The organism is Silvimonas soli (assembly GCF_030035605.1).
In the GTDB taxonomy this organism is placed as follows: domain Bacteria; phylum Pseudomonadota; class Gammaproteobacteria; order Burkholderiales; family Chitinibacteraceae; genus Silvimonas; species Silvimonas soli.
This window is the reverse complement of sequence record NZ_CP106736.1, coordinates 1,514,912-1,538,630: the sequence shown is the minus strand read 5'-3', so window position 1 is coordinate 1,538,630 and position 23,719 is coordinate 1,514,912. Positions and strand designations below refer to the sequence as shown.

General features: G+C 56.1%; 16 protein-coding genes, 2 tRNA genes and 3 rRNA genes. 14 read left to right on the top strand and 7 right to left on the bottom strand.

Annotation, left to right across the window (positions count from 1 at the left end):
• The first annotated feature begins 336 nt into the window (after positions 1 to 336).
• Positions 337 to 765, top strand: coding sequence for a hypothetical protein (locus N7220_RS07030; RefSeq protein WP_283150744.1), 429 nt, complete (start codon positions 337 to 339; stop codon positions 763 to 765).
• 102 nt (positions 766 to 867) lie between these two features.
• Here N7220_RS07030 and grxC read toward each other — a convergent pair whose 3' ends face one another.
• Positions 868 to 1,134: a glutaredoxin 3 gene (grxC, locus tag N7220_RS07025; protein ID WP_283150743.1), complete on the bottom strand. Its 267-nt coding sequence runs from the start codon at positions 1,132 to 1,134 to the stop codon at positions 868 to 870.
• A 448-nt stretch (positions 1,135 to 1,582) separates the two neighbouring features.
• On the opposite strand from grxC, the gene N7220_RS07020 reads away from it, so the two are divergent.
• The 12 genes from N7220_RS07020 to N7220_RS06965 all read left to right on the top strand — a co-directional run bounded on the left by N7220_RS07020 (position 1,583) and on the right by N7220_RS06965 (position 14,599).
• Positions 1,583 to 3,117 (top strand): 16S ribosomal RNA (locus N7220_RS07020).
• A gap of 95 nt (positions 3,118 to 3,212) precedes the next feature.
• Positions 3,213 to 3,289 (top strand) — tRNA-Ile (locus tag N7220_RS07015).
• Between the two features lie 156 nt (positions 3,290 to 3,445).
• Positions 3,446 to 3,521: transfer RNA gene (locus N7220_RS07010), tRNA-Ala, on the top strand.
• A gap of 277 nt (positions 3,522 to 3,798) precedes the next feature.
• Positions 3,799 to 6,690, top strand: a 23S ribosomal RNA gene (locus N7220_RS07005).
• Between the two features lie 214 nt (positions 6,691 to 6,904).
• Positions 6,905 to 7,018, top strand: a 5S ribosomal RNA gene (gene rrf, locus N7220_RS07000).
• The 16S, 23S and 5S rRNA genes sit together here with 2 tRNA genes alongside, the layout of an rRNA operon.
• A gap of 150 nt (positions 7,019 to 7,168) precedes the next feature.
• A complete protein-coding gene (cls, locus tag N7220_RS06995; RefSeq protein ID WP_283150742.1) occupies positions 7,169 to 8,563 on the top strand; it encodes a cardiolipin synthase in 1,395 nt (464 codons plus the stop codon).
• 202 nt (positions 8,564 to 8,765) lie between these two features.
• The gene (locus tag N7220_RS06990; RefSeq protein WP_283150741.1) at positions 8,766 to 9,605 is read left to right on the top strand and encodes a ferritin family protein; all 840 of its coding nucleotides are present in this window, start codon (positions 8,766 to 8,768) and stop codon (positions 9,603 to 9,605) included.
• A 4-nt stretch (positions 9,606 to 9,609) separates the two neighbouring features.
• Positions 9,610 to 10,110 carry a D-glycero-beta-D-manno-heptose 1-phosphate adenylyltransferase gene (rfaE2, locus tag N7220_RS06985; protein ID WP_283150740.1) on the top strand — a complete coding sequence of 167 codons (501 nt, stop codon included), beginning with the start codon at positions 9,610 to 9,612 and terminating at the stop codon, positions 10,108 to 10,110.
• A complete protein-coding gene (locus tag N7220_RS06980) occupies positions 10,107 to 11,468 on the top strand; it encodes a mechanosensitive ion channel family protein (protein WP_283150739.1) in 1,362 nt (453 codons plus the stop codon). Before rfaE2 ends, N7220_RS06980 begins: the two co-directional genes overlap by 4 nt.
• Before the next feature lie 126 nt (positions 11,469 to 11,594).
• Positions 11,595 to 12,785: a DesA family fatty acid desaturase gene (locus N7220_RS06975; RefSeq protein WP_283150738.1), complete on the top strand. Its 1,191-nt coding sequence runs from the start codon at positions 11,595 to 11,597 to the stop codon at positions 12,783 to 12,785.
• A 168-nt stretch (positions 12,786 to 12,953) separates the two neighbouring features.
• Positions 12,954 to 13,307, top strand: a complete 354-nt coding sequence (locus N7220_RS06970; protein WP_283150737.1) for a RidA family protein — start codon at positions 12,954 to 12,956, stop codon at positions 13,305 to 13,307.
• Between the two features lie 221 nt (positions 13,308 to 13,528).
• Positions 13,529 to 14,599 (top strand): glycoside hydrolase family 18 protein, encoded by a 1,071-nt coding sequence (locus tag N7220_RS06965; protein ID WP_283150736.1) that lies wholly within the window; start codon positions 13,529 to 13,531, stop codon positions 14,597 to 14,599.
• 119 nt (positions 14,600 to 14,718) lie between these two features.
• Here N7220_RS06965 and panS read toward each other — a convergent pair whose 3' ends face one another.
• The 4 genes from panS to N7220_RS06945 form a co-directional block, all read right to left on the bottom strand.
• Complete coding sequence (gene panS, locus N7220_RS06960; protein ID WP_283150735.1) at positions 14,719 to 15,669, bottom strand: ketopantoate/pantoate/pantothenate transporter PanS; 951 nt, start codon at positions 15,667 to 15,669, stop codon at positions 14,719 to 14,721.
• 114 nt (positions 15,670 to 15,783) lie between these two features.
• Positions 15,784 to 17,205: an exodeoxyribonuclease I gene (gene sbcB, locus N7220_RS06955; RefSeq protein WP_283150734.1), complete on the bottom strand. Its 1,422-nt coding sequence runs from the start codon at positions 17,203 to 17,205 to the stop codon at positions 15,784 to 15,786.
• Positions 17,206 to 17,342: 137 nt separating this feature from the next.
• Positions 17,343 to 18,221: a pirin family protein gene (locus tag N7220_RS06950; RefSeq protein WP_283150733.1), complete on the bottom strand. Its 879-nt coding sequence runs from the start codon at positions 18,219 to 18,221 to the stop codon at positions 17,343 to 17,345.
• Between the two features lie 81 nt (positions 18,222 to 18,302).
• Entirely contained in the window at positions 18,303 to 19,169 is an 867-nt protein-coding gene (locus N7220_RS06945) for a pirin family protein (RefSeq protein ID WP_283150732.1), read from the bottom strand.
• Positions 19,170 to 19,294: 125 nt separating this feature from the next.
• On the opposite strand from N7220_RS06945, the gene N7220_RS06940 reads away from it, so the two are divergent.
• Positions 19,295 to 20,191 carry a LysR family transcriptional regulator gene (locus N7220_RS06940; protein WP_283150731.1) on the top strand — a complete coding sequence of 299 codons (897 nt, stop codon included), beginning with the start codon at positions 19,295 to 19,297 and terminating at the stop codon, positions 20,189 to 20,191.
• 15 nt (positions 20,192 to 20,206) lie between these two features.
• On the opposite strand, the gene N7220_RS06935 is transcribed toward N7220_RS06940, so the two are convergent.
• On the bottom strand, positions 20,207 to 20,908 hold the full coding sequence (locus tag N7220_RS06935) for a tyrosine-protein phosphatase (RefSeq protein ID WP_283151409.1): 702 nt from the start codon (positions 20,906 to 20,908) through the stop codon (positions 20,207 to 20,209).
• 114 nt (positions 20,909 to 21,022) lie between these two features.
• Positions 21,023 to 23,554: a bifunctional diguanylate cyclase/phosphodiesterase gene (locus tag N7220_RS06930; protein WP_283150730.1), complete on the bottom strand. Its 2,532-nt coding sequence runs from the start codon at positions 23,552 to 23,554 to the stop codon at positions 21,023 to 21,025.
• Positions 23,555 to 23,719: the final 165 nt, after the last annotated feature.

Below are 23,719 nucleotides of genomic sequence, written 5' to 3'. Positions count from 1 at the left end.
CGAAATCATCGCACGAATCGCTGCAACATGCACCGGGTGTAGTGGGGGCATTGGGCAGCAATTCGGCGAGACGGATCAGCGCGCCGCCCGTTACCATGACAAGTGGTTGGTTCCTCGTCATGTCTGGAGGTTCCCTATTGGCAATGAACGGCCAATGTTGGTGTGATCCATGCAATTGGTTACAGGCTCAGGCCCATCCCAGGGTCAACCCGACGCTACGGCTGGCGTTGATTGTGTCGCAATGTCGCGTAATGGCGGGCGGCTTATATATAAGAACTCGCCGCCCGAGCGACTGCGCCTATACAACAATTGAAAGTAGCGAGGAGTGTTTTCTATATGAAGTCGACAGCAGGTTCGGTCATTAAGGGCAATCGCATGGGTCAGGTACTGACAATGGCGGTTGTCGCTGCATGTATTCTGGGGGCGTTTTCTGGCTGTGCCACGCATGAGAAGGTCGTGGTGCGAGAGACAGTTGTCGCCCAGCCTGTTGTGCACAAAATGCCTGCGCCTATTCGCGAAGATCAAGGGCGCTCGCCTGGCGCGGACTGGAACTGGGTGCCTGGCCACTGGAAATGGGAAGGCAATAACTGGTTCTGGGTTCATGGTCGCTGGATAGAACAAGCTGTAGCGCCGATGCCGCCAATCATCGTTGAACAGATTACTGTTGCGCCGTCACCGCGCCATTATTGGGTGCCGGGCCATTGGGTGTGGCAATACAACGGCCATGGTGGCTGGGTCTGGATCAAGGGCTCCTGGCACGTGTGAGTTGGGCGCCTCCTGACCAAAGAGCGTGTGCAACACGTTATATAAAGACAAACCCCGCAACTGCGGGGTTTGTCTTTATATATGCACATATATATATGCGTGCTATGTCGGCTCGCCGGCCAGTAACGGCATCAGCCCGCCAGCGCGATCCAGCGCGGCCAGATCGTCATAACCGCCTACGTGAGTCTCACCGATATAAATCTGCGGCACGGTGCGCCGACCGGTGCGGGACATCATCTCTTCTTTGCGACCTGCTTCCAGATCAACCCGAACCTTCTCGATCTCGGTGACTCCGCGCTGGCCGAGTAAACGTTCTGCCATTACGCAGTAAGGGCACACTCCGGTGCTGTACATCAGGACTTTAGGCATCGACTGAACAACCTTATCTATATATATGTGCGCAGAAACGCGCGAATTCGGGCGAAAAACGCCCCACATGACACAGATTATGAGGGTGGAATCGGGTGTAACAAGAGGGGGTTTAGGGCGGGGAATAAAAGTTTTTGCGAAAGATTGCTTGCCGATCAGTCACTTGGCGGGAAAATTGCAGAAATTGCGGGGGAAGGTGTTGACGGGTTCCGGTCTGGTCCGTATAGTTCGGTTTCTCCGCTGCAGACACAACAGCGAAACGGCGAAAACGAAGAGTTTAGCAGGGTTTCCGGGTCTGGTGGCAAACGATCTTTAACAAATTACAGCCGATGAGTGTGAGTGCTTGGGAAGGACAAAACAAGTACTCGCACTTAGATGAGAATATTTGCAAAGTTTTACTTTGTAATTTCGAGTTTTAAGCGAGTGCGAAATTTAAGTAACAGAGATTGAACTCAAGAGTTTGATCCTGGCTCAGATTGAACGCTGGCGGCATGCTTTACACATGCAAGTCGAACGGACTTGTGGGGCTTGCTCCACAAGTTAGTGGCGAACGGGTGAGTAATGCATCGGAACGTACCGTGTGATGGGGGATAACTAACCGAAAGGTTGGCTAATACCGCATACGCCCTGAGGGGGAAAGAGGGGGGATCGCAAGACCTCTTGTCATACGAGCGGCCGATGTCGGATTAGCTAGTTGGTGAGGTAAAGGCTCACCAAGGCAACGATCCGTAGCGGGTCTGAGAGGACGACCCGCCACACTGGGACTGAGACACGGCCCAGACTCCTACGGGAGGCAGCAGTGGGGAATCTTGGACAATGGGCGCAAGCCTGATCCAGCAATGCCGCGTGGGTGAAGAAGGCCTTCGGGTTGTAAAGCCCTTTTGTCAGGGAGCAAATCCTTGGACTTAATACGTCCCGGGGATGAGAGTACCTGAAGAATAAGGACCGGCTAACTACGTGCCAGCAGCCGCGGTAATACGTAGGGTCCAAGCGTTAATCGGAATTACTGGGCGTAAAGCGTGCGCAGGTGGCTTGTTAAGATCGATGTGAAATCCCCGGGCTCAACCTGGGAACTGCATTGATGACTGGCTCGCTAGAGTACGGCAGAGGGGGGTGGAATTCCACGTGTAGCAGTGAAATGCGTAGAGATGTGGAGGAACACCGATGGCGAAGGCAACCCCCTGGGCTGATACTGACACTCATGCACGAAAGCGTGGGGAGCAAACAGGATTAGATACCCTGGTAGTCCACGCCCTAAACGATGTCTACTAGTTGTCGGGGTTTTCGGACCTTGGTAACGCAGCTAACGCGTGAAGTAGACCGCCTGGGGAGTACGGTCGCAAGATTAAAACTCAAAGGAATTGACGGGGGCCCGCACAAGCGGTGGATGATGTGGATTAATTCGATGCAACGCGAAAAACCTTACCTGGTCTTGACATGTCTAGAATCCCGAAGAGATTTGGGAGTGCCGCAAGGAGCTAGAACACAGGTGCTGCATGGCTGTCGTCAGCTCGTGTCGTGAGATGTTGGGTTAAGTCCCGCAACGAGCGCAACCCTTGCCATTAGTTGCCAGCATTCAGTTGGGCACTTTAATGGGACTGCCGGTGACAAACCGGAGGAAGGTGGGGATGACGTCAAGTCCTCATGGCCCTTATGACCAGGGCTTCACACGTCATACAATGGTCGGTACAGAGGGTCGCCAACCCGCGAGGGGGAGCCAATCCTGCAAAACCGATCGTAGTCCGGATTGCACTCTGCAACTCGAGTGCATGAAGTCGGAATCGCTAGTAATCGCGGATCAGCATGTCGCGGTGAATACGTTCCCGGGCCTTGTACACACCGCCCGTCACACCATGGGAGTGGGTTTTACCAGAAGTGGCCAGGCTAACCTTCGGGGGGCCGGTCACCACGGTAGGATTCATGACTGGGGTGAAGTCGTAACAAGGTAGCCGTAGGGGAACCTGCGGCTGGATCACCTCCTTTCAAGAGAATGGTCTGGACCAAGTACTCACACTCATCGGCTGTAGGTTGAAGATACGGAAAGCGGCGTCTGCGAAGACGCCGTAATTTGTGGAGCTGGGTCAGTAGCTCAGTTGGTTAGAGCACCGTCTTGATAAGGCGGGGGTCGCTGGTTCGATTCCAGCTTGACCCACCATTTGCACGACATTGACCGTCGCAATACGGCGTCATGCAAAACCTCGTGTACGAAACAGTACACGTCGGTTGTGCCTTCCTTGTCTTGCTCGGTCACTGCCGCGCAAAAGACGGAAGAAGGTGGATGGAAGTGCTCTGACAAAAAGCAAACACGATTGGGGGTTTAGCTCAGCTGGGAGAGCACCTGCTTTGCAAGCAGGGGGTCGTCGGTTCGATCCCGTCAACCTCCACCATCACCTGGCGGTGAGGCAATCGTAAAAGCACTTATAAACAAGTGTCCTGCAAAGTGCGGGAGGATATTTGTTTCTAATTGCTTCAATTAGAGCAGTTTAATCACTGCTTGCCGCAAGGCACCGTATCTGATCTTTAACAAACTGGAAGAAGCAAGACTCAAATTTAGTAGTAATAAATTGGGTTTGATTGTATCGAGTGAATCGAGACTGTTTTATATGGTTTCGATGTAACGTCGCAAACACGATTTTGTAACCTGAGACAAGTCTGAGGTTATAGGATCAAGCGAATAAGTGCATCTGGTGGATGCCTTGGCGATCACAGGCGATGAAGGACGCGGTAGCCTGCGAAAAGCTACGGGGAGCTGGCAAACGAGCTTTGATCCGTAGATGTCCGAATGGGGAAACCCGGCCCTTTTGGGTCATCCATGACTGAATACATAGGTCATGAGAAGCGAACGCAGCGAACTGAAACATCTAAGTAGCTGCAGGAAAAGAAATCAACCGAGATTCCGGAAGTAGTGGCGAGCGAAACCGGAAGAGCCTGCATGTGATAGCAGTACTCTTAGTGGAACGGCATGGAAAGGCCGGCGACAGTGGGTGATAGCCCCGTACACGAAAAGAGAATTGTGGTACTGAGCATGCGACAAGTAAGGCGGGACACGAGAAATCCTGTCCGAAGACGGGGGGACCATCCTCCAAGGCTAAATACTCGTGATCGACCGATAGTGAACCAGTACCGTGAGGGAAAGGCGAAAAGAACCCCGGGAGGGGAGTGAAATAGAACCTGAAACCGGATGCATACAAACAGTGGGAGCCTCTGAAAATGGGGTGACTGCGTACCTTTTGTATAATGGGTCAGCGACTTACGTTCAGTAGCAAGCTTAACCGCATAGGGGAGGCGCAGGGAAACCGAGTCCGAACAGGGCGCACAGTTGCTGGGCGTAGACCCGAAACCAGGTGATCTATCCATGGCCAGGATGAAGGTGCGGTAACACGCACTGGAGGTCCGAACCCACTGATGTTGCAAAATCAGGGGATGAGCTGTGGATAGGGGTGAAAGGCTAAACAAACCTGGAAATAGCTGGTTCTCCCCGAAAACTATTTAGGTAGTGCCTCAGGTATTACTGACGGGGGTAAAGCACTGTTATGGCTAGGGGGTCATCGCGACTTACCAAACCATGGCAAACTCTGAATACCGTCAAGTATCAGCCTGGGAGACAGACAGCGGGTGCTAACGTCCGTTGTCAAGAGGGAAACAACCCAGACCGCCGTCTAAGGTCCCAAATGACATGTTAAGTGGAAAACGAGGTGGGAAGGCACAGACAGCCAGGATGTTGGCTTAGAAGCAGCCATCATTTAAAGAAAGCGTAATAGCTCACTGGTCGAGTCGTCCTGCGCGGAAGATGTAACGGGGCTCAAACATGTAACCGAAGACGCGGATGTGCAATTTATTGCACGTGGTAGGGGAGCGTTCCGTAGGCCTGTGAAGGTGCATTGTAAAGTGTGCTGGAGGTATCGGAAGTGCGAATGCTGACATGAGTAGCGTTAAAACGGGTGAAAAGCCCGTTCGCCGTAAGCCCAAGGTTTCCTGCGCAACGTTCATCGGCGCAGGGTGAGTCGGCCCCTAAGGCGAGGCTGAAAAGCGTAGTCGATGGGAAACAGGTTAATATTCCTGTACTTTGTATTGGTGCGATGTGGGGACGGAGAAGGGTAGGTCAGCCGGGTGTTGGATGTCCCGGTTCAAGCGTGTAGGTGTGGGGATTAGGCAAATCCGGTCCCCTTTAACACTGAGGCGTGATAACGAGGTCTTCGGACCGAAGTGATTGATCCCATGCTTCCAGGAAAAGCCACTAAGCTTCAGCCAATACGGAACCGTACCGCAAACCGACACTGGTGGGCAGGATGAGAATTCCAAGGCGCTTGAGAGAACTCAGGAGAAGGAACTCGGCAAATTGACACCGTAACTTCGGGAGAAGGTGTGCCTCTGTAGCGTGAAGCGACTTGCTCGTGGAGCGTGAAGAGGTTGCAGTGAAAAGGTGGCTGCGACTGTTTATCAAAAACACAGCACTCTGCCAAGACGAAAGTCGACGTATAGGGTGTGACGCCTGCCCGGTGCTGGAAGGTTAAGTGATGGGGTGCAAGCTCTTGATCGAAGCCCCAGTAAACGGCGGCCGTAACTATAACGGTCCTAAGGTAGCGAAATTCCTTGTCGGGTAAGTTCCGACCCGCACGAATGGCGTAACGATGGCCACACTGTCTCCTCCTGAGACTCAGCGAAGTTGAAGTGTTTGTGAAGATGCAATCTCCCCGCTGCTAGACGGAAAGACCCCGTGAACCTTTACTGTAGCTTTACATTGGACTTTGAAGTGGTTTGTGTAGGATAGGTGGGAGGCTATGAAGCATGGACGCTAGTTCGTGTGGAGCCAACCTTGAAATACCACCCTGACCCCTTTGAGGTTCTAACCTTGGTCCGTTATCCGGATCGGGGACCGTGTATGGTAGGCAGTTTGACTGGGGCGGTCTCCTCCCAAAGTGTAACGGAGGAGCTCGAAGGTCACCTAGGTACGGTCGGACATCGTACTGATAGTGTAATGGCACAAGGTGGCTTGACTGCGAGACTGACAAGTCGAGCAGGTGCGAAAGCAGGACATAGTGATCCGGTGGTTCTGAATGGAAGGGCCATCGCTCAACGGATAAAAGGTACTCCGGGGATAACAGGCTGATTCCGCCCAAGAGTTCACATCGACGGCGGAGTTTGGCACCTCGATGTCGGCTCATCACATCCTGGGGCTGTAGCCGGTCCCAAGGGTATGGCTGTTCGCCATTTAAAGTGGTACGTGAGCTGGGTTCAAAACGTCGTGAGACAGTTTGGTCCCTATCTGCAGTGGGCGCTGGAAATTTGAGGGGGGGCTGCTCCTAGTACGAGAGGACCGGAGTGGACGCATCTCTGGTGTACCGGTTATCACGCCAGTGGTATCGCCGGGTAGCTAAATGCGGAAGAGATAAGCGCTGAAAGCATCTAAGCGCGAAACTTGCCCCGAGATGAGATTTCCCTGGGAACTTGATTCCCCTGAAGGGTCGTTGGAGACCACAACGTTGATAGGTCAGGTGTGGAAGCGCAGTAATGCGTTAAGCTAACTGATACTAATTGCCCGTGAGGCTTGATCCTATAACCTGAGCGTTGTTTCGGGTTGTGTTGGTGACGAGCTCGAACAGAAGTACGAAAGTACGAATCAACCCCAAGTAATACGATACGAACGAATTGAGTCGGTGGTGGGTCAGGGTGAAAACCGGACCGGCCACGCTAAACAGCAGGCTTTGCCTGCAGCTTCTTCCAGAATCAGAGCAGCGACGAATAACAGTCGTGACTCTAACCAGTTACGTCTGGCGACCATAGCGAGTTGGCCCCACGCCTTCCCATCCCGAACAGGACCGTGAAACGACTTAGCGCCGATGATAGTGCGGATTACCCGTGTGAAAGTAGGTCATTGCCAGACACCCCTTTGAACGCCCGGACAGGAACCTGTACCGGGCGTTTTGCTTTGCACCGTGCGCAAGGCGCGCAAGGCAAAACCTGCCCTTCCCCTTACCCTTCCTGCACACGCCTGCTACTCTCTGGGCAATCAAAAACAAGTCCTGGATGTCGTGTGACTATCACTTGGGTCGTTTCCACCTTGTGGGTGTTCTACCTGCTGGTATTGTCGGTCATGATTATCTGGCAGCGTCGGGCGCCGGTCGCTACGCTCAGCTGGATTCTTTCTCTGGCTGCGCTACCGTGGATTGGCTTGCTGATTTTCTATGTATTTGGCCCGCAGAAAATCAAACGCAAGCGATTGCGCCGGGCGGCGAGTAAGCGTCGGCTTGGCTTGAGTCAGCAGGGGAGTGCCCAAGGCCGCTCTCCGCCGGTGTATGCCACGCAAATGGCGCGTTTGGGCCAGGCAACCACCGAGATGCCCCCAGTCACCTGTACCCGGTTTGATTTGCTGGTGGATGGCGGCGCAACTTACGAATCCATTTTCGCCGCTATTGAAGCCGCGACCCAGCAAGTGCATCTTGAGTATTACATCTACGAGCCAGACCAGATTGGCACTGCCTTGCGTGACTTGCTGGCCCGTAAAGCCAGCCAGGGTGTGCAGGTCCGGCTATTGCTGGATGCACTTGGTTCCAAGCGCTGTAACCGTCGCTTTCTGGCGCCGCTGCTGCAAGCCGGTGGAGAGCTTGCTTTTTTCCATGAGACTACTTTTCGCAGCTTGCGCCCCGTCATTAACATGCGCACTCACCGCAAGTTGGTGATTTGTGATGGCACCGTTGGGTTTACCGGCGGTATCAATATCACTGACGAAGAAGATGAACGCAGCAATCCGCTCGCCTATCACGATCTGCATTTGCGACTTGAAGGCGCAGTAGTTGAGCAGTTGCAGCAAGTGTTTCTAGAGGATTGGTTTTATACCACCGGTGAACGCCCCCAGCCCCTGCCTTATGTTGAGCCACCTGAAGGCAAGCACATAGTGCAAGTGCTGCAATCGGGCCCTGACAATGATTGGGCGCCGATTTACCGTGCGTATCTGGCCGCGATAAATACGGCAGAAAAACGCATTTGCCTGGCAACCCCCTACTTTGTGCCCGATGAAGGCGCGATGATCGCGCTGACTAATGCCGCTTTGCGCGGGGTAGATGTACAGGTTATGGTGCCACATCGCAGCGACTCCTGGATTGTAACCGAGGCGGCGCGTTCTTATTTTGACGAACTGATCATCGCTGGTGTGCGGGTTTGGGAATACACCGGGCGCATGCTGCATTCCAAAACACTGGTGGTGGACGATAAATATGCGGCCATTGGCACCGCCAATTTTGATAATCGCAGCTTTCGACTCAACTTCGAAGTGAGCGTGCTGGCCTATGGTGCGCCCTTGGCGGATGCACTCGCCCAGCGTTTTTACGATGATCTGTCTGAATGCACGCGCGTGGTGCATCCGCGCAAACTTACCCGTGTGGCAGCGTTCGGCGAAGCGTGGGCCAGGCTGTTTTCACCGCTGCTGTAAGCCCGTTTGTCTGAGGATTTTTACTTGGCGCAAGTTGGGGTGTATCCCCGATTACAGTGTTGGCGTGCGCACCACAATGGTTTGGTAATGCCTTACATTCTCATGTATGGCGTTTGAAATGCCTTGCCCTGATCCGAATCTGCCTGTCTAATTAGGAAGTTTCACTTTCCTAATTAGAACTGTCGCCGCAGGAGTCGATTGAATGCTTTACCCCCAACTTTTCGCTGATCTTGAGAAAGCCCGCTGGGATATGGCGGACGATATCGCATGGGATCAGTTTGACGCGAGCAAGTTGAGCGACGAGCAGGCGTTGACGATCAAGATGAACGCAATCACCGAGTGGTCCGCTTTACCTGCCACCGAGATGTTTTTGCGCGACAACAAAGATGATTCCGACTTCTCTGCCTTCATGTCGATCTGGTTTTACGAAGAACAGAAGCACTCGCTGGTATTGATGGAATACCTGCGCCGCTTCCGTCCGGAGCTGGCACCGACCGAAGAAGAACTGCATGCCGTGCGTTTCGAGTTTGATCCGGCTCCGCCGATGGAAACGCTGATGCTGCATTTCTGCGGCGAAGTGCGCCTGACCCAGTGGTATCGCCGTGCTTCTGAATGGCATACCGAGCCGGTCATCAAGCAAATCTACAAAACGCTGTCTACCGATGAAGCCCGTCACGGTGGCGCATATCTCAAGTACATGAAGCGTGCGATAGACAAGCTGGGTGATGAAGCCCGTCTGGCCTTTGCCAAGATCGGCATGTTGATGGCGTCGTCCGCCCGGACCGGCAAGCCACTGCATCCGACCAATCTGCACGTCAATAAAGAGCTGTACCCGAACGACACCATTCAAAGCCGTTTGCCTGATCCGGAATGGCTGGAAAACTGGCTGGATACACAAATCCAGTTTGGCAAGGAATGGGAAGGTCGCGTAGTGGGCGGTATCTTGCGCAATCTTTCGAGCCTGTTTGGTGAAACCTTTGAAACTGCCACTGATCTGAATCGCTACCGCAAACAATTGGTCGCGAACCTCGGTCAGGCCTGAGTCAATGACAGTCTCGCAATACCCTCACCCGGATTTTGAAAAGAAGATTTGCCCGCCAGAACAACTGGCCGGGCGAATCGCGCATCTGGCGCGGCCACTGGTGTTTACCAATGGCTGTTTTGACATCCTGCATTGTGGGCATGTCACTTACCTGGCTCAAGCCAGGGCGCTGGGTGCGGCGATGGTTGTTGCGCTCAACACCGATGCTTCTGTGCGTCGGCAAGGCAAAGGGCCGGATCGCCCGATCAACGACCAGATCAAACGCGCGAGCGTCATGGCTGCGTTGCAAAGCGTCGATCTGGTGACCTGGTTTGATGCCGATACGCCTTATGATCTGATCATGCAGATCCGGCCGGATATCCTGGTTAAAGGTGGCGATTGGGCCATAGACCGGATTGTCGGTAGCACTGAAGTGTTGGGCTGGGGCGGCCAGGTTCATTCCATTCCCTTCATGTATGCCACATCAACGACCGAAACCCTTAAACGCATTCGCGAGTCGCAATGACCCCGCGTGAGAATCTGGTCGCCGAGCTGATCGGCGATATCAATCAGCATGGCTGGATCCGGCCAGATCTGGTCAGCCAGATGGGCGTGGTGCTGGTCGCCGTGCTAGCTGGGGTGATCCTCTACCATTTCCTCAAGCCGCAGTTATATAGCGAGCAATCGCGTTGGCAGTGGCTGGGGCAGGGCGTTATCCGGCTGATTTTCCCGCTTACAGCACTCACCGTAACCAAACTCGGTACGGTGGTGCTGGCGACGATCTACCCGACTATTGCCTTTCGCTTGATCGGTGTGGCCGATGTGCTGCTGTTGGCCATGGTCAACATCAGCGTCATTGCCTATCTGTTGCGCCATGTATTCAACGAGGCGCCATGGGTTGGGCGGTGGGAACGGCGCATCGCCGCGCTAATCTGGCTTGCGTACGCTTTGCACGTGGTTGGCATCCTGCCGGAGATTGCTGATTCGCTGGACGACATCAGCTTTCATCTGGGCCACCAGCGTATTTCTGTGCTCACCATCCTGCAAGGTCTGGCTTCCGTCGCCGGTACCATGCTGGTGGCGATGTGGTTAAGTCGTCTGGCCGAACGCTGGTTGATGCGCGCGGACATGCTCGACACCAGTTTGCGGGTGATGCTGACCAAGATCATCCAGACGCTCTTGGTGGTGATGGCCGTATTGGTTGCGCTGCCACTGGTGGGAATCGACCCTACCGTACTGTCGGTCTTTGGCGGCGCTCTGGGTGTTGGCTTGGGGCTGGGTCTGCAAAAGATTGCCTCCAATTACGTGTCGGGTTTCATCATCTTGCTGGATCGCTCGGTACGTCTGGGTGATCTGGTGCAGATTGGCGATCGCCAGGGTGTGATCTCGCGCCTGACCTCACGCTATATCGTGCTCAAAGGGCTGGATGGTACGGAAGCACTGGTGCCAAACGACACACTGGTGACGTCCACTGTGGTCAACCAGTCTTACACCGACAAGAAAATCTGGACCAAGCTGGCGTTCACCGTCGGTTATGAGTCGGATATGGACCTTGTACTGCAGTTGCTGGTCCAAGCCACAGAAGGGCTTGAGCGGGTGGTGCAAGACCCCAAACCCTTCCCGTATCTGGACAGCTTTGGCGATAGTGCGGTGAATGTATCGGTGGGCTTCTGGATCAAGGATCCGGAGAACGGGCAGGGTAGTTTGAAGTCAGAAATCAACCTGCGGGTCTGGCACCTGTTCAAGCGGCATGGCATCAATATTCCGTTCAACCGCCTGGATGTGGTGCACTTTGAACCATCGAACAAGCTCGCTGGCGATGGTAATTTGCAAGGTTATGCCCCGCCGGAACCCAATAAAACCGTTGGAGCGCCCGACAACTAGCCAGGCTGTGGCTCTAAACATACGAACGGTTGCGCGCTGCAAGCAATTATTCTGTAATATCTCGTTCGCCTTTGATTCATATTAAGAAATATGACAACGGCACCCTTTGTTCTGGAGAGTTTCTTGATGGAATGGCTGAACGGCCTGATCGACCTGCCCTGGTGGGGCTATATCGTGGTTATGCTGGTTTTTACCCATATCACGATCGCAGGGGTAACGATTTATCTGCATCGTAACCAGACCCATCGCGGCCTGGATTTGCATCCAATTCCCAGCCATTTCTTCCGCTTCTGGTTGTGGCTGAGCACCGGCATGGTCACCAAAGAATGGGTGGCGATTCACCGTAAACACCACGCGCGTTGCGAAACCGCTGAAGATCCGCACAGCCCGCAAGTACTGGGCCTGAAAAAGGTCATGTGGGAAGGCGCGGAACTGTATCGCCAGGAATCCAAGAACAAAGAGACGATCGAGAAGTACGGCGTTGGTGCGCCTGACGACTGGCTTGAGCGCAATGTCTATACCCCACACAGCATCATGGGCCCAACGTTGATGGCCATCATCAACCTGTCCCTGTTTGGTGCCAACGGCTTGTGGATCTGGGCGCTGCAAATGATGTGGATCCCGTTCTGGGCCGCAGGCGTGATCAACGGTATCGGTCACTACTTTGGCTACCGCAATTTCGAATGTGAAGATGCATCCCGCAATCTGGTGCCTTGGGGTATCATCATTGGCGGCGAAGAACTGCACAACAACCATCACACCTTCGGGACTTCGGCGAAGTTCTCCAACAAGTGGTGGGAATTCGACTTGGGCTGGGCGTATATCCGCTGTTTGTCCGTTCTGAAAATGGCCAAAGTGCGCAAGGTTGCGCCGCGCATGAAGATGGTTGATGGCCGCATGGAGCTGGATGAACACGCGCTAGCCGCCATTATTGCCAATCGCTATACCATCGCCGCCAACTATGCCAAATCGCTCAAGCTAACCGTGGGTGAAGAACTGGATAAATTGCGTGCCAACGCCGCATTGCCGACTGCCGATTTCAATCCGGCACGGCAGATGAAGGTGTGGCTCAAGCAAGATGCCAAAGACACACCGGCTGACGACAAGCCGCACCTGGACAAACTACTGGCCCAAAGCTCCGTGCTGGATCAGGTTTACCAGATGCGCCAGGAACTGACCCGTCTGTGGGAGCGTTCCAGCCTGAGCCGTGCTGAACTGCTGGTGCATCTGCAAGACTGGTGCGCCCGTGCTGAGGCTAGCGGTATCGCGGCACTGCATGATTTCTCGATGCGTCTGCGCCGGGTTGCTGCAGTCTGATTTGCTGTCATCACTGACTGGCAAAATATAAAAGGCGAACTTTCGGGTTCGCCTTTTTGTTTATTGGCGCGACAATACGTCTGGTAGCTCGCCCGCCATGCCCGCACTGAGGCATAAACAAGGGGCAGAGCAACGATCCCACCTCTATCTGCATTGGAAGGAAAACCCATGTCCAGTATTCAGCGTTATCACGTCGGGCCGCGCATGTCGGAGATCGTGGTACATAACAACACGGTTTACCTGGCCGGCCAGATCGCCGAGTCGCTCGACAAAGATACCCGAGGCCAGACCGAAGAGGCGCTGGCGGCGGTTGATCGCATGCTGGCCGAAGTGGGTTCTGATAAAACCAAAATTCTGACGGTCACCATCTACCTGCCCGACGTGATCAACGAATACGATGCAATGAACGCCGCATGGTCGGCTTGGGTAGCGCCGGGCCACACGCCAGCCCGCACCACGGTTGAAGCCAAACTGGCTGATCCACGCTACAAGGTTGAATTTACGGTCATCGCCGCGCTGTAACGTCGTGCCTGCAGGATTGGCTCTGACCAGAACACCTCGTCTAACACGAGGTGTTCTGCTTTTGGCAATGCCACAGAGGCCTGCTCCCCGAATGCGACCGTTATCAGAATTGACCCGGCTTGCCCCATTCTGCCTGACCGCAGATGGCTCATCGCATAATGTCCACAAGAGGATGCACATCATCCCGGCCAATTCGAAACCGATTGAGAGTGGAGTTTCATATGTCGAATATCTTGCTGGCGTATTTTGCTGGATGGCGCGACTGGAGCGCATTGCCGCTGCTGCGCGATGCCCAGCGTCTGACTCATATTTGCTATGCCTTCGCCAACATCCGCGACGGCAAGGTGGTGTTGCTGACCGGTGAGGATGACGCGGGCCACCAACCGCGCTCGGAAGAACACTTTGCCAAGTTGCATGAACTGCGCGGCGTTAATCCGCAACTGAAACTGCTGATCTCGATTGGCGGCTGGGGCGCGGATGGTTTTTCCGATGCCGCGTTGACGGACGAATCGCGCGCCATCTTTGCTGATTCTGCCATTGCGTTCATGACTCAACGTGGGCTGGACGGGATCGATCTGGATTGGGAATACCCGTCCAACAACATGGCCAGCATCGTGGCGCGGCCAGAAGATCAACATAACTTCACCTTGATGCTGGGCGCGCTGCGTGAGCGCCTCGATCAATTGTCCGATGCTGAAGGTCGCACAGGCAAAGCGCGCTACCTGCTGACGATTGCCGCCGGTGCTGGCCAGTATTATCTGGATGGCGTCGAAATGGCCGAGGTCGCGCGGCTGTGTGATTTCGTAAACCTGATGACCTACGACTACTACAACGGCTGGGCCACCAAGGCCGGTCATCACACCAATCTGTTCAACACGCTGGGCGATCCGGAAGGCGACAGCTGCCAGCGTTCGGTGGATTTGTTTATCGCCAACGGCCTGCCCGCGGACAAGCTGGTGCTCGGTTGCGCGTTTTACGGGCGAGGTCTGGATGGTGTTGGCAAGGCTGGTCTGGGCGCGCCGGGCACGCCCAAGAGCAATACCTCAATCAACTACGACGATATCGTCGGCAAGTTGCTGCCGGACGGCGCAGTCCGCTACTGGGACGACGACGCCAAAGCGCCGTGGCTGTTGTACAACGACACTTTTGTCAGCTACGAAGATGCCGAATCGCTGAGCCACAAACTGGCGTTTCTCAAAGAGCGCAAGCTGGCCGGAGCGTTCTTCTGGGAATACACCGAAGACCACACCGATACGCTACTGGCCACATTGTGGGAAGGTCTGAAGGATTGATGGGCGGGATTGCTCGCCAAGCGTAGGGTGGGTTAGCCCTCCGGCGTAACCCACCGCTCAATGTTGCCGCCGCAGTCAGGTTTGCGCTTTGAAGTACGAACCTGATGTTGCTAGAGGTTTCACTGCTGCTCGGCCAACTCGGCGGCTGCCGCACGAGCAGTCTTTGCCGGTTTGCCTTGCCAATAGCCAGCCAGCAGCGCGCCAGAAATATTGTGCCAGACCGAAAACAGCGCGCCGGGCAATGCTGCCAGCGCGCTGAAATAGGTCTTGCCCAATTGCGCGGCCAGCCCGGAATTCTGCATCCCGACTTCAATCGCCAAGGTGCGGCAGACTGATTCCTCAAAACCCAGCAATTTGCCGCCCCAGTATCCGCCGAGCAAACCGATGGCGTTGTGTAGCATCACCGCGATGATCACCACCACGCCAACCGAGGCGATGTTCTTCTGGCTGCCCGCGACGATGGCGGCAATGATCACTACAATTGCCGTCATCGAGATCAACGGTAACCATGGCTCGATTTTGCGCACGGCACTGCTGAAAAAGCGGTAGATCACCAGACCCAACGCAATCGGCAGGATCACGATCTGCAGAATGCTGAGCAGCATGCCCAGCATGTCGACAGTGATGGATGCATCTACATACAGCCGTGTCAGTAGTGGCGTCGCCACCACGCTGACCAGCGTAGAGAGCGAAGAAATGGTGACCGACAATGCGACGTCACCGCCCGCCAGATAGATGATCACATTGGATGCCGTGCCACTGGCTACGCTGCCGACCAGGATCATGCCAGTCGCCAGGTCTGCGGGCATATGGAAGGCCTTGGCCAGACACCAGGCGGCCAACGGCATGACAATGTAATGAAGCACAATCCCGGCGATTACCGGTGCTGGCCGGGTCAGCACCCGTTTGAAATCAGCCACCGTGAGCGTCAGGCCCATAGTGAACATGATGGTCGCCAGCAGCAGCGCGGTATGCGATTGAATCGGGCTGAAAGTGGCGGGGCTGCGGTAAGCGATGACGGAAAGCAGTATTGCCCACAGCGGAAACAGGCGGGTGATTCTGGCGAGCATGAGTCGGATCCCTTAGTCAGCGGCTATCGCGCTGCTTGTTGTTTTAGGTCCGCTCATCTTACTGCTTTGTTTTGCCACTGCAACCCGCACCCTGCGGCGCGGGTTGCGCACCTGTTACCACTCTGGCGCGATGGATTCGGCGTAGTCATACAGGGCCTCAAGCACTACCGCGCCACGGTCATCGACAGTTTCGGAGAGCGTGTCGATGCTCTCGGCAAAGCTTTCCAATGTGCGATAACCGTCGCGACCCTGAATCAGCCGCTCCACCCGCAATTGCTGCCAGTGGTTTTGTTCTTCTTCGTTCAGCGATTCGGGGAAGTTGCGGGCGCGATAGCGGAACAGCAGTTCTTCCAGCCGACGATCTTCAAACTGCACGCGCTTGCTGGCCAGCGCCGCGCCATCCAGCCCGTGCAACTGGTTGAGCGTGCGTCGATCGTTGTTATTGATAAACCCGCCGTAGAGATCTTCATCCACATCCAGCGGCGGTAGCGGTTCGCGCTGATAAACCGCGGCCCAATCCACCTTGCTCTGGCTGGCGAACGCGTCTGCATATGCCAGAGCCTGCTGCATATCGACGCCCCATTTTCCGGCCATTTGCGGTGTGAGAATCTTGAGGTTGCTGATCACGATAGGCGACTTGTTGATATGGATGGTCTTGATCGGCAAGCGGCTGGTGCCTTCGGGCAGATCGGCCAGCCGCGTGAACATGCGCTCACGGATGGTTTGCGGGCTCAGGCCAGCCAGCTCGGCTGGGTCAAATGCCAGGTCCCACACAATCAGTTCATTCTTGTTGGATGGATGCCAGCCCAGCGGCCATACCAGCGCGATGCAGCCGCGTTCCACGCCGAACATGCCGGATACGTGGAAAAAGGCGCGGGGTTCGCTGCCAATCTCTTTCAGCACCTGATCTTTCTTGCGCAGATTCAGGCAGAAATCAAACAGGCGTGGTTGTTTCTCACGGATCAACCGGGCCAGCGCGATGGTGGCACGCACGTCAGACAAGGCGTCGTGTGCCGCTTCATGCGCCAGGCCATTTGCCTGAGTCAGGTTTTCCAGCTTGAAACTGACCTTGCCTTCCTCATTGGTCGGCCACTCAATGCCTTCCGGGCGCAAGGCATAGGCGGTACGCACGGTATCGAGCAAATCCCAGCGACCGCATTCGTTTTGCCACTCGCGGGCATACGGGTCGAGCAGATTGCGCCAGAACATGAAGCGGGTGACTTCATCATCAAAGCGGATCGAGTTGTAACCCACGCCCACCGTGCCCGGCTCGCCCAGCGCGCGTTCAACCGCAGCGGCAAACTGGTACTCGGGCACGCCCACTTGCTGGCAATGCTGCGGGGTAATCCCGGTGATCAGGCACGATTGCGGATCGGGCAGAAAGTCCGGCGCGGGCTGGCAAAACAGCTCGATGGGTTCACCGATCTCGTTGAGCTCGGCATCGGTGCGGATACCGGCAAACTGGGCCGGGCGGTCACGCCGCGGCACCACGCCAAAGGTTTCGTAGTCGTGCCAGAAGAAGGTGAGATCGGCCATGAATTACGGTTGCCTGATTCAGATGGATTGAAAAGAAGACATAAAAAATGCTCGTGAATCACGCGGTATCGCCCGGAGCACTCCCGGTTAGATACGGTGATTCACGAGCATTGTAGCAAGCTCGCGGCGAGCGTCGGTCAATCTACGCTGGCACGTTTGATCGGCAGCGGCAAACGCTCGGTTTCGTTGGGGATGCTGCCAAAGCGATCTTCCTGCCAGGCGACTTTGGCGGCCTCAATCAATTCACGATCACTGGCGACAAAATTCCACCACAAGGTGCGTGGACCATCCAGCGGTGCGCCACCCAATAACAAGATGCGCGAGGCATCGCTGGCACGCAGCGGTGTAGCGGAATCCGCTGCCAGCAGTACCAGTTCGTTGGCGCCCAGAGTTTCGCCTGCGGCGGTAGCTGCACCGCTAATCAACAGCACAGCGCTTTCGGCATAATCGGCGGGAATAACCAACTCGGCACCCTCAGCCAGATCAATCACCGCGTAGAGCGTGGAAGAGGGCACGGCCACTGGTGAGATATGCCCGAACATCTGGCCGATCAACAAATGCACGCTGACGCCATCTTCGCCAAAGCGCGGCAACACCGCCGAATCGTAATGTTCGAAATGCGGCGAGCTTTGTTCCAGTTCGCGTGGCAAAGCCAGCCAGGTTTGCACGCCATGTAGATTGCCGCCATTGCGGGCATCGGCGGGAGTGCGTTCGGAGTGCGCAATGCCGCGCCCGGCGCTCATCAGGTTTACGTCGCCCGGCACGATGGTGACTTCATTGCCCAACGTGTCGCGGTGCAACTGAATGCCTTCGAACAGGTAAGTCACGGTCGCCAGCCCGATATGCGGGTGCGGCGGCACATCCAGTCCTTGCCCTGGCACCAGTGTGGCGGGGCCGATGTGATCAACAAACACAAACGGACCGACAGCGCGGCGTTGCAATGCGGGCAGCAGGCGTGAAATCGGCAGGCCGCCAACGGTTTCGGCGCGCCCGGTGATATGGATCAATTCAGACATGAAAATCTCCGCAGACAGGAAAACGCCGGGCGTATTCGGTAACGCCCGGCGTTGTGAGTGTATGAGTCAGTTCAATATGGCTCAGAACCGGCCAGCTTGATAGTCGTGAATGGCTTGTTCTACCTGCTCACGTGAATTCATCACGAACGGGCCCCATTGCACAATTGGCTCATTCAATGGCTTGCCCGCAATCAGCAGTAGTTTGGCTTCTTGCCCACCGGCGCTAACAGTTACGCCATCAAAATCGGCACCGTTGCCGAGCAAACCCATCTGCGTGGACTTCACCGCACGCCCACCTACGCTTACCTCGCCGCGATAGACGTAGATAAAGGCGTTATGGCTCGCCGCCACCGGAATGCTCACCGACTCGCCTGCTGGCACCGTGATGTCCAGATACAGCGGTTCAGTGTCGTCACGCGTAATGGCACCTGGCGCCGCATGCAGCGAACCCGCAATCAGCTTCACCGCGCCGCCGTTTTCCAGCGGATACACCGGGATGTCGGCTGCCGGAATGTCGCGATACCACGGCGCAATCATCTTGTTCTTGCCGGGCAGGTTCACCCACAATTGAAAGCCTTCCATCATGCCGTCTTGTTGTTCCGGGATTTCGCTATGCACGATGCCGCGACCAGCGGTCATCCATTGCACGCCACCTTCGCTCAGCAAGCCTTCGTTACCGGCATTGTCGCGATGGCGCATGCGGCCATTCAGCATATAAGTCACGGTCTCAAAACCACGGTGCGGATGGCTAGGAAAGCCGGCGATGTAATCGTCCGGGTTATCGGAGCGGAAGGCATCGAGCATCAGAAACGGGTCAAGGCGCCGTTGCAGGTCGTGTGTAAGCACGCGGGTCAGGCGCACCCCGGCTCCGTCGGTGGTTGGTACGCCATTGACCAGCCGCTCGACTTCACGCGAATGGGCAACGGTAGGGAATTGCAGCTTGGTCATGGTGAATCTCCGTGTCGGTTACGGCTCCTTGCTGGAGCGTTAGACGTATCTTAGTCCGGGCGGATGTATGAACAAACTATGCATCTCTTTATGATCTATATCGAAAAATTTGATATAAATAACTCATGAATCTTGAACGCATCTCGTTAGAACAACTGCGCGTATTTGCCGAAGTGGTCCGCGCTGGCAGCTTCCTGGCCGCCGCGCGCAGCATTGGCCGCACCCAGTCGGCGGTCAGTTACACCATCGCCACGCTGGAACAACAGTTGGGCATTTTGCTATTCGACCGCAGTGGCTATCGCCCCAAGCTCACCAGCACTGGCGAGGCCTTACTGCGTGATGCCCACGCCATTCTGGAACGCGTTGACCGCCTGCAGGCGCGCGCCTCGGCCATCGAGCATGGGCTGGAAGCCGAACTCGCGCTCGCAGTGGATGTGTATTACCCGCTGCAGCAATTGCTGGGGTGTTTGAATGACTTTCGCGCGGCCTTTCCCAGTGTGACCTTCAAACTGTATGTTGAAGCCCTGGGCGCGGTGGCCGAGCGCGTCCTCAGTGGCAGCGCGCAACTGGGCATCTTGGCGACCATGCCTGAGTTGCCCGACGGGCTGGACGGTTTTTCACTGGCGCCAATTCGGGTGATTGCCGTAGCTTCACCCGACCATCCGCTGGTGAAATACGCCGGGGCGCTGGACCGCGCCACGCTGCAAGAACATGTGCAACTGGTGCTGACCGATCGCAGCGCGCTGACTGAAGGCAAGGATTACGGCGTGATCTCTCCGACCACGTGGCGCCTATCTGACTTGGGCGTCAAACACGCCATGCTGCTGGCGGCGATGGGTTGGGGTTATATGCCCACGCATTGGGTGGCTGATGATCTGGCGGCAGGAAGATTGGTAACTTTACCTTTGCCGATGCATCCGCAGGAGGGCATGCAACTGGCGATGCACGTGGCATCACGCATTGGGCAACCGGTCGGCCCGGCATTGCGTTGGTGGATAGACCGTTTACGCCAGCAAATGTGATTCACCAAAAGTCTCTCAAGCGGCCTCAAACATGCTGCTGCGCAAAGTGGCGACCGCTGCCTGATCCAGCCCGATATGCCGTAGATAACCTGGCGCGCCGCCATGCTGTTGAGAGAGTTCGGACAAGAACAGCGCCATGTGTTCAGGTTCAGAACCCAGCAGGTGCTTGAGTTCAGAGGCATTTTGTTCGGCCAGTTTGTCGAGCAGGCCCGTCAGGTTGGAGGCGCTTTGCGCGTAATCGAGCACAATCTGCGAGTGTGACACGCCAGCCAGATCCAGCAACAAGGCGGCGATCATGCCGGTGCGGTCTTTCCCGGCCGAACAATGGAACAAAATCCCGGCGTCGGGTTGCGCCACCATGGTCTGGAAAATATCGCGAAAACCGTGCTGGCAATGCTGGAGCGCCGCCACATATAACTCGCCCAAGCTGGCGGGCAAGCTGGCCAGATGTTGTTCCAGCCCATCCAGCAGTGGCACCGGTACGTAATCGACTTCAGCGATATTACTCAGCGCGTCACCCCATTGCTGGCGTTCGTGTTTGCTGCGCAGATCAATGTCGATGGTGATGCCGTATTCCAGCAGGCGGATCACATCCATGGCATGCAGGCTTTCCAGGCTATCGGCCCGCACAAAGCGATGCCGGCGCAGCGGCTGGCCAGACTGACCAATCAGTCCGCCCAGATCGCGCACATTGCGTGCGCCCTCCAGCGAGATCATTCGTTGCACGGGCAGGCTCCAGCAGCAATGGGCGGAAAGCACAAACATAGCATGCTCCGCCCGGAGCTGGCGTGAATCAACGCGCGCAAGCCAGCGCGGGCTGGAGTGATACGGCTAGCTCCACTTGATTGCCGCCAGCGGCCCGGGGCGACCAAACCAGTAACCTTGCGCGTGGCTGCAACCCAGTTCTTGCAGGCGTTGCGCCTGGGCTGCGGTTTCTACGCCTTCGGCGACCACTGTGACGCCAAAGCCTGCGGCCATTTGCAGCACGGCCGCCACGATGGCGGCATCTTGTGATGAATCACAGAGGTTTTTTACAAAACTCTTGTCGATCTTGAGGCAATCAAACGGCAGGTTGCCGAGGTAGGAAAGCGAGGAATAACCAGTGCCAAAGTCATCAATGGCGATCTTCACACCCAACGCACGAATTTCGCGCAGGCGTTCCACGGTTTGGCCACCTTGTTCCAGCAGTACCGATTCAGTGAGTTCCAGTGTCAGATGATGCGGTGGCAAACCGCTTTCGTGCAGGGCCTGATGCAGCGTGGTGATGAAGTCAGACTGGATCAGCTGCCGCGCCGACACATTCACATGCAGTTCAAATCCAGCTGGCAATTGATCCTGCAGCTGGGCGATATCGCGGGCTGCGGTACGCAAGATCACGCCGCCCAAGGTCAGGATCAGGTCCGACGCTTCGGCAATCGGAATAAACATTGCGGGCGGCACCATGCCGCGCGTCGGGCTCTGCCAGCGGGCCAAGGCTTCGACACCGCAGATTTGACCATCGGCCATACGGATGACGGGTTGGTAATGCACCAGGAACTGTTCGTGTTCCAGCGCGTGGCGCAAATCATTGGTCAGCAAGGCCAGCTCGCGGGACTGTTCCATCATGTCCGGCTCAAAGATCACCCAGGACATGCGTGCCCGCCGTTTGGCTTCGCCTAAGGCCACGCTGGCATTGCGCAGCCACTCCGGCAAGGCTTCAGAAGTGAGCAGTCCTTCGACGATGCCGATCGAAGCGCCCACCATGATCTCGTCGCCGCCAGAGGTAAATGGCGTTGCAAACAGCGCCTGAATCTGCGCGCTGATTTCCGGTGTTGCGGTGGTCGGCTCCAGATGGATCAGTGCAAATTCGTCGCCACCGACGCGGGCCAGCAGCACGGAATCCGGCAGGCTGGCGCGCATGCGCTCGGCAATGGCCTGCAGCAAGCGATTGCTGGTTTCGTAGCCAAGGTTGTCGTTGATGGCTCGAAAGCCATCCAGACCGATCAAACACAGCACCGCCGGACGCGGGCGCGGCCAGTAGACTTCTTCCAGCAGGCCTTGGCGGGTGAGCAGCTGAGTCAGGCCATCCAGCCGTAGCTGGTCGCGCATGGTGTTGAAAGCAATTTTCACCTGCTGCGCCATGGTATTGAATGCTTTGACCAGCGTGGCGGTTTCACGGATCGCACTGCGTTTGTCGATTTTGGTCTGCCAGTCGCCGTCTGCCAGGCGGTTGGCAGCGCGCGCGGCCCGATGGATAGGGCGAGTTACCAGACCGATAGCCCATAGCCCCAGCAACAGGCCGGCAAGGGCAAAACCGGCAATCCACTTCGTTGTGCGTCGGGTGCTGGCGCGGATATCGCCCACCAGATCTGAATCCGGCACCAGCGTCACAATGCGCCAGTGCAGACCACGGGTATCTATATATGGCGTAACGCGACCGCTATAGGCCCTGCCATCGAAGGTTTCGTGAAAACCGGTGGCCTTGTCCAGCGGCGCCTGGGCCACCAGCGGGGCCGCCGCACGCAGGGCCGGGTCATCACTTTGCGCCAGGCTCAGGCGTTGGCCGCGTGCAATTTTGCCTTTGCCATCGGCCAGTACCGAACCCGTTCCCGAATGGGCCACCAGCAGTCCGGCGGCGTCGGTAATGGCAACCTGGCCTGAGCCGCGCAAGGATTCCTCGCGCAGAAATTTGTTCAAATCGGTCAGTTTTACATCGGCCACGGTAACGCCGATCAGTTTGTCGCCTTGCTTGACCGGGCTGGCGGCGCTGATGGTGACTTCAGCATATTCGTCGTAATTGGCATAAATATCCGACCAGCCCGGCTGCCCGGATTTGGCAAACGGCGCATACCACGGGCGCGTGCGAGGGTCGTATTGCGGATAGGCCGCAGCGGTGGCGCCGGGAATTTCTTCTTTGTAGATGCGCAGGTCGCCGTGGGTCGATGCGTCTTTGAGCATCAGGTTGTAATGCTCATCCTTGCGGCGAATGCCGACAAAATCGGTGTTCTCGCCCCCAAACGCCAGCACGCTGATCTGGGTCTGGTCCTGATAGAGATTGTGAAACGTGCCGTAGATATGGCGATAAATCGGCTGCATATCGCCGGGCGTGTAGAGGTTGTACCGGACGATGCTATCGGCAACGGCACGCTGCGCAGCGAAGGGGACTTCCAGAAAATTGGCCAGGCGATTGCTGGTGGTGACCGTCAGCGCATCCACGATGCGGATGCTGGTGGTGTCGATCAGGCGGGTGGTGTTGTCATGTTGGGTAATGGCCTGCAAACCCACGGACGCCGCCAGGATGAGCGCCACCGGCAAAGCGATGGCAACCCGCAGCGGAATCGAAAGACGACTGAATGCGAATCCAGTGCGGGGTTTGAGCTGCATATAAACTATCTGGTCCCTTGGTGGACGGTCGTCGTGACGCCATGATTTCGTATTTCACATGTCATATCCAGCACTCTTGAATAGTGTTGTATGTTGTAAACAGCGGCCGCTCTGGAATAAACACTATTTATTGTCCGGTTACGACGTCGACCAGTTGTTGCTTGC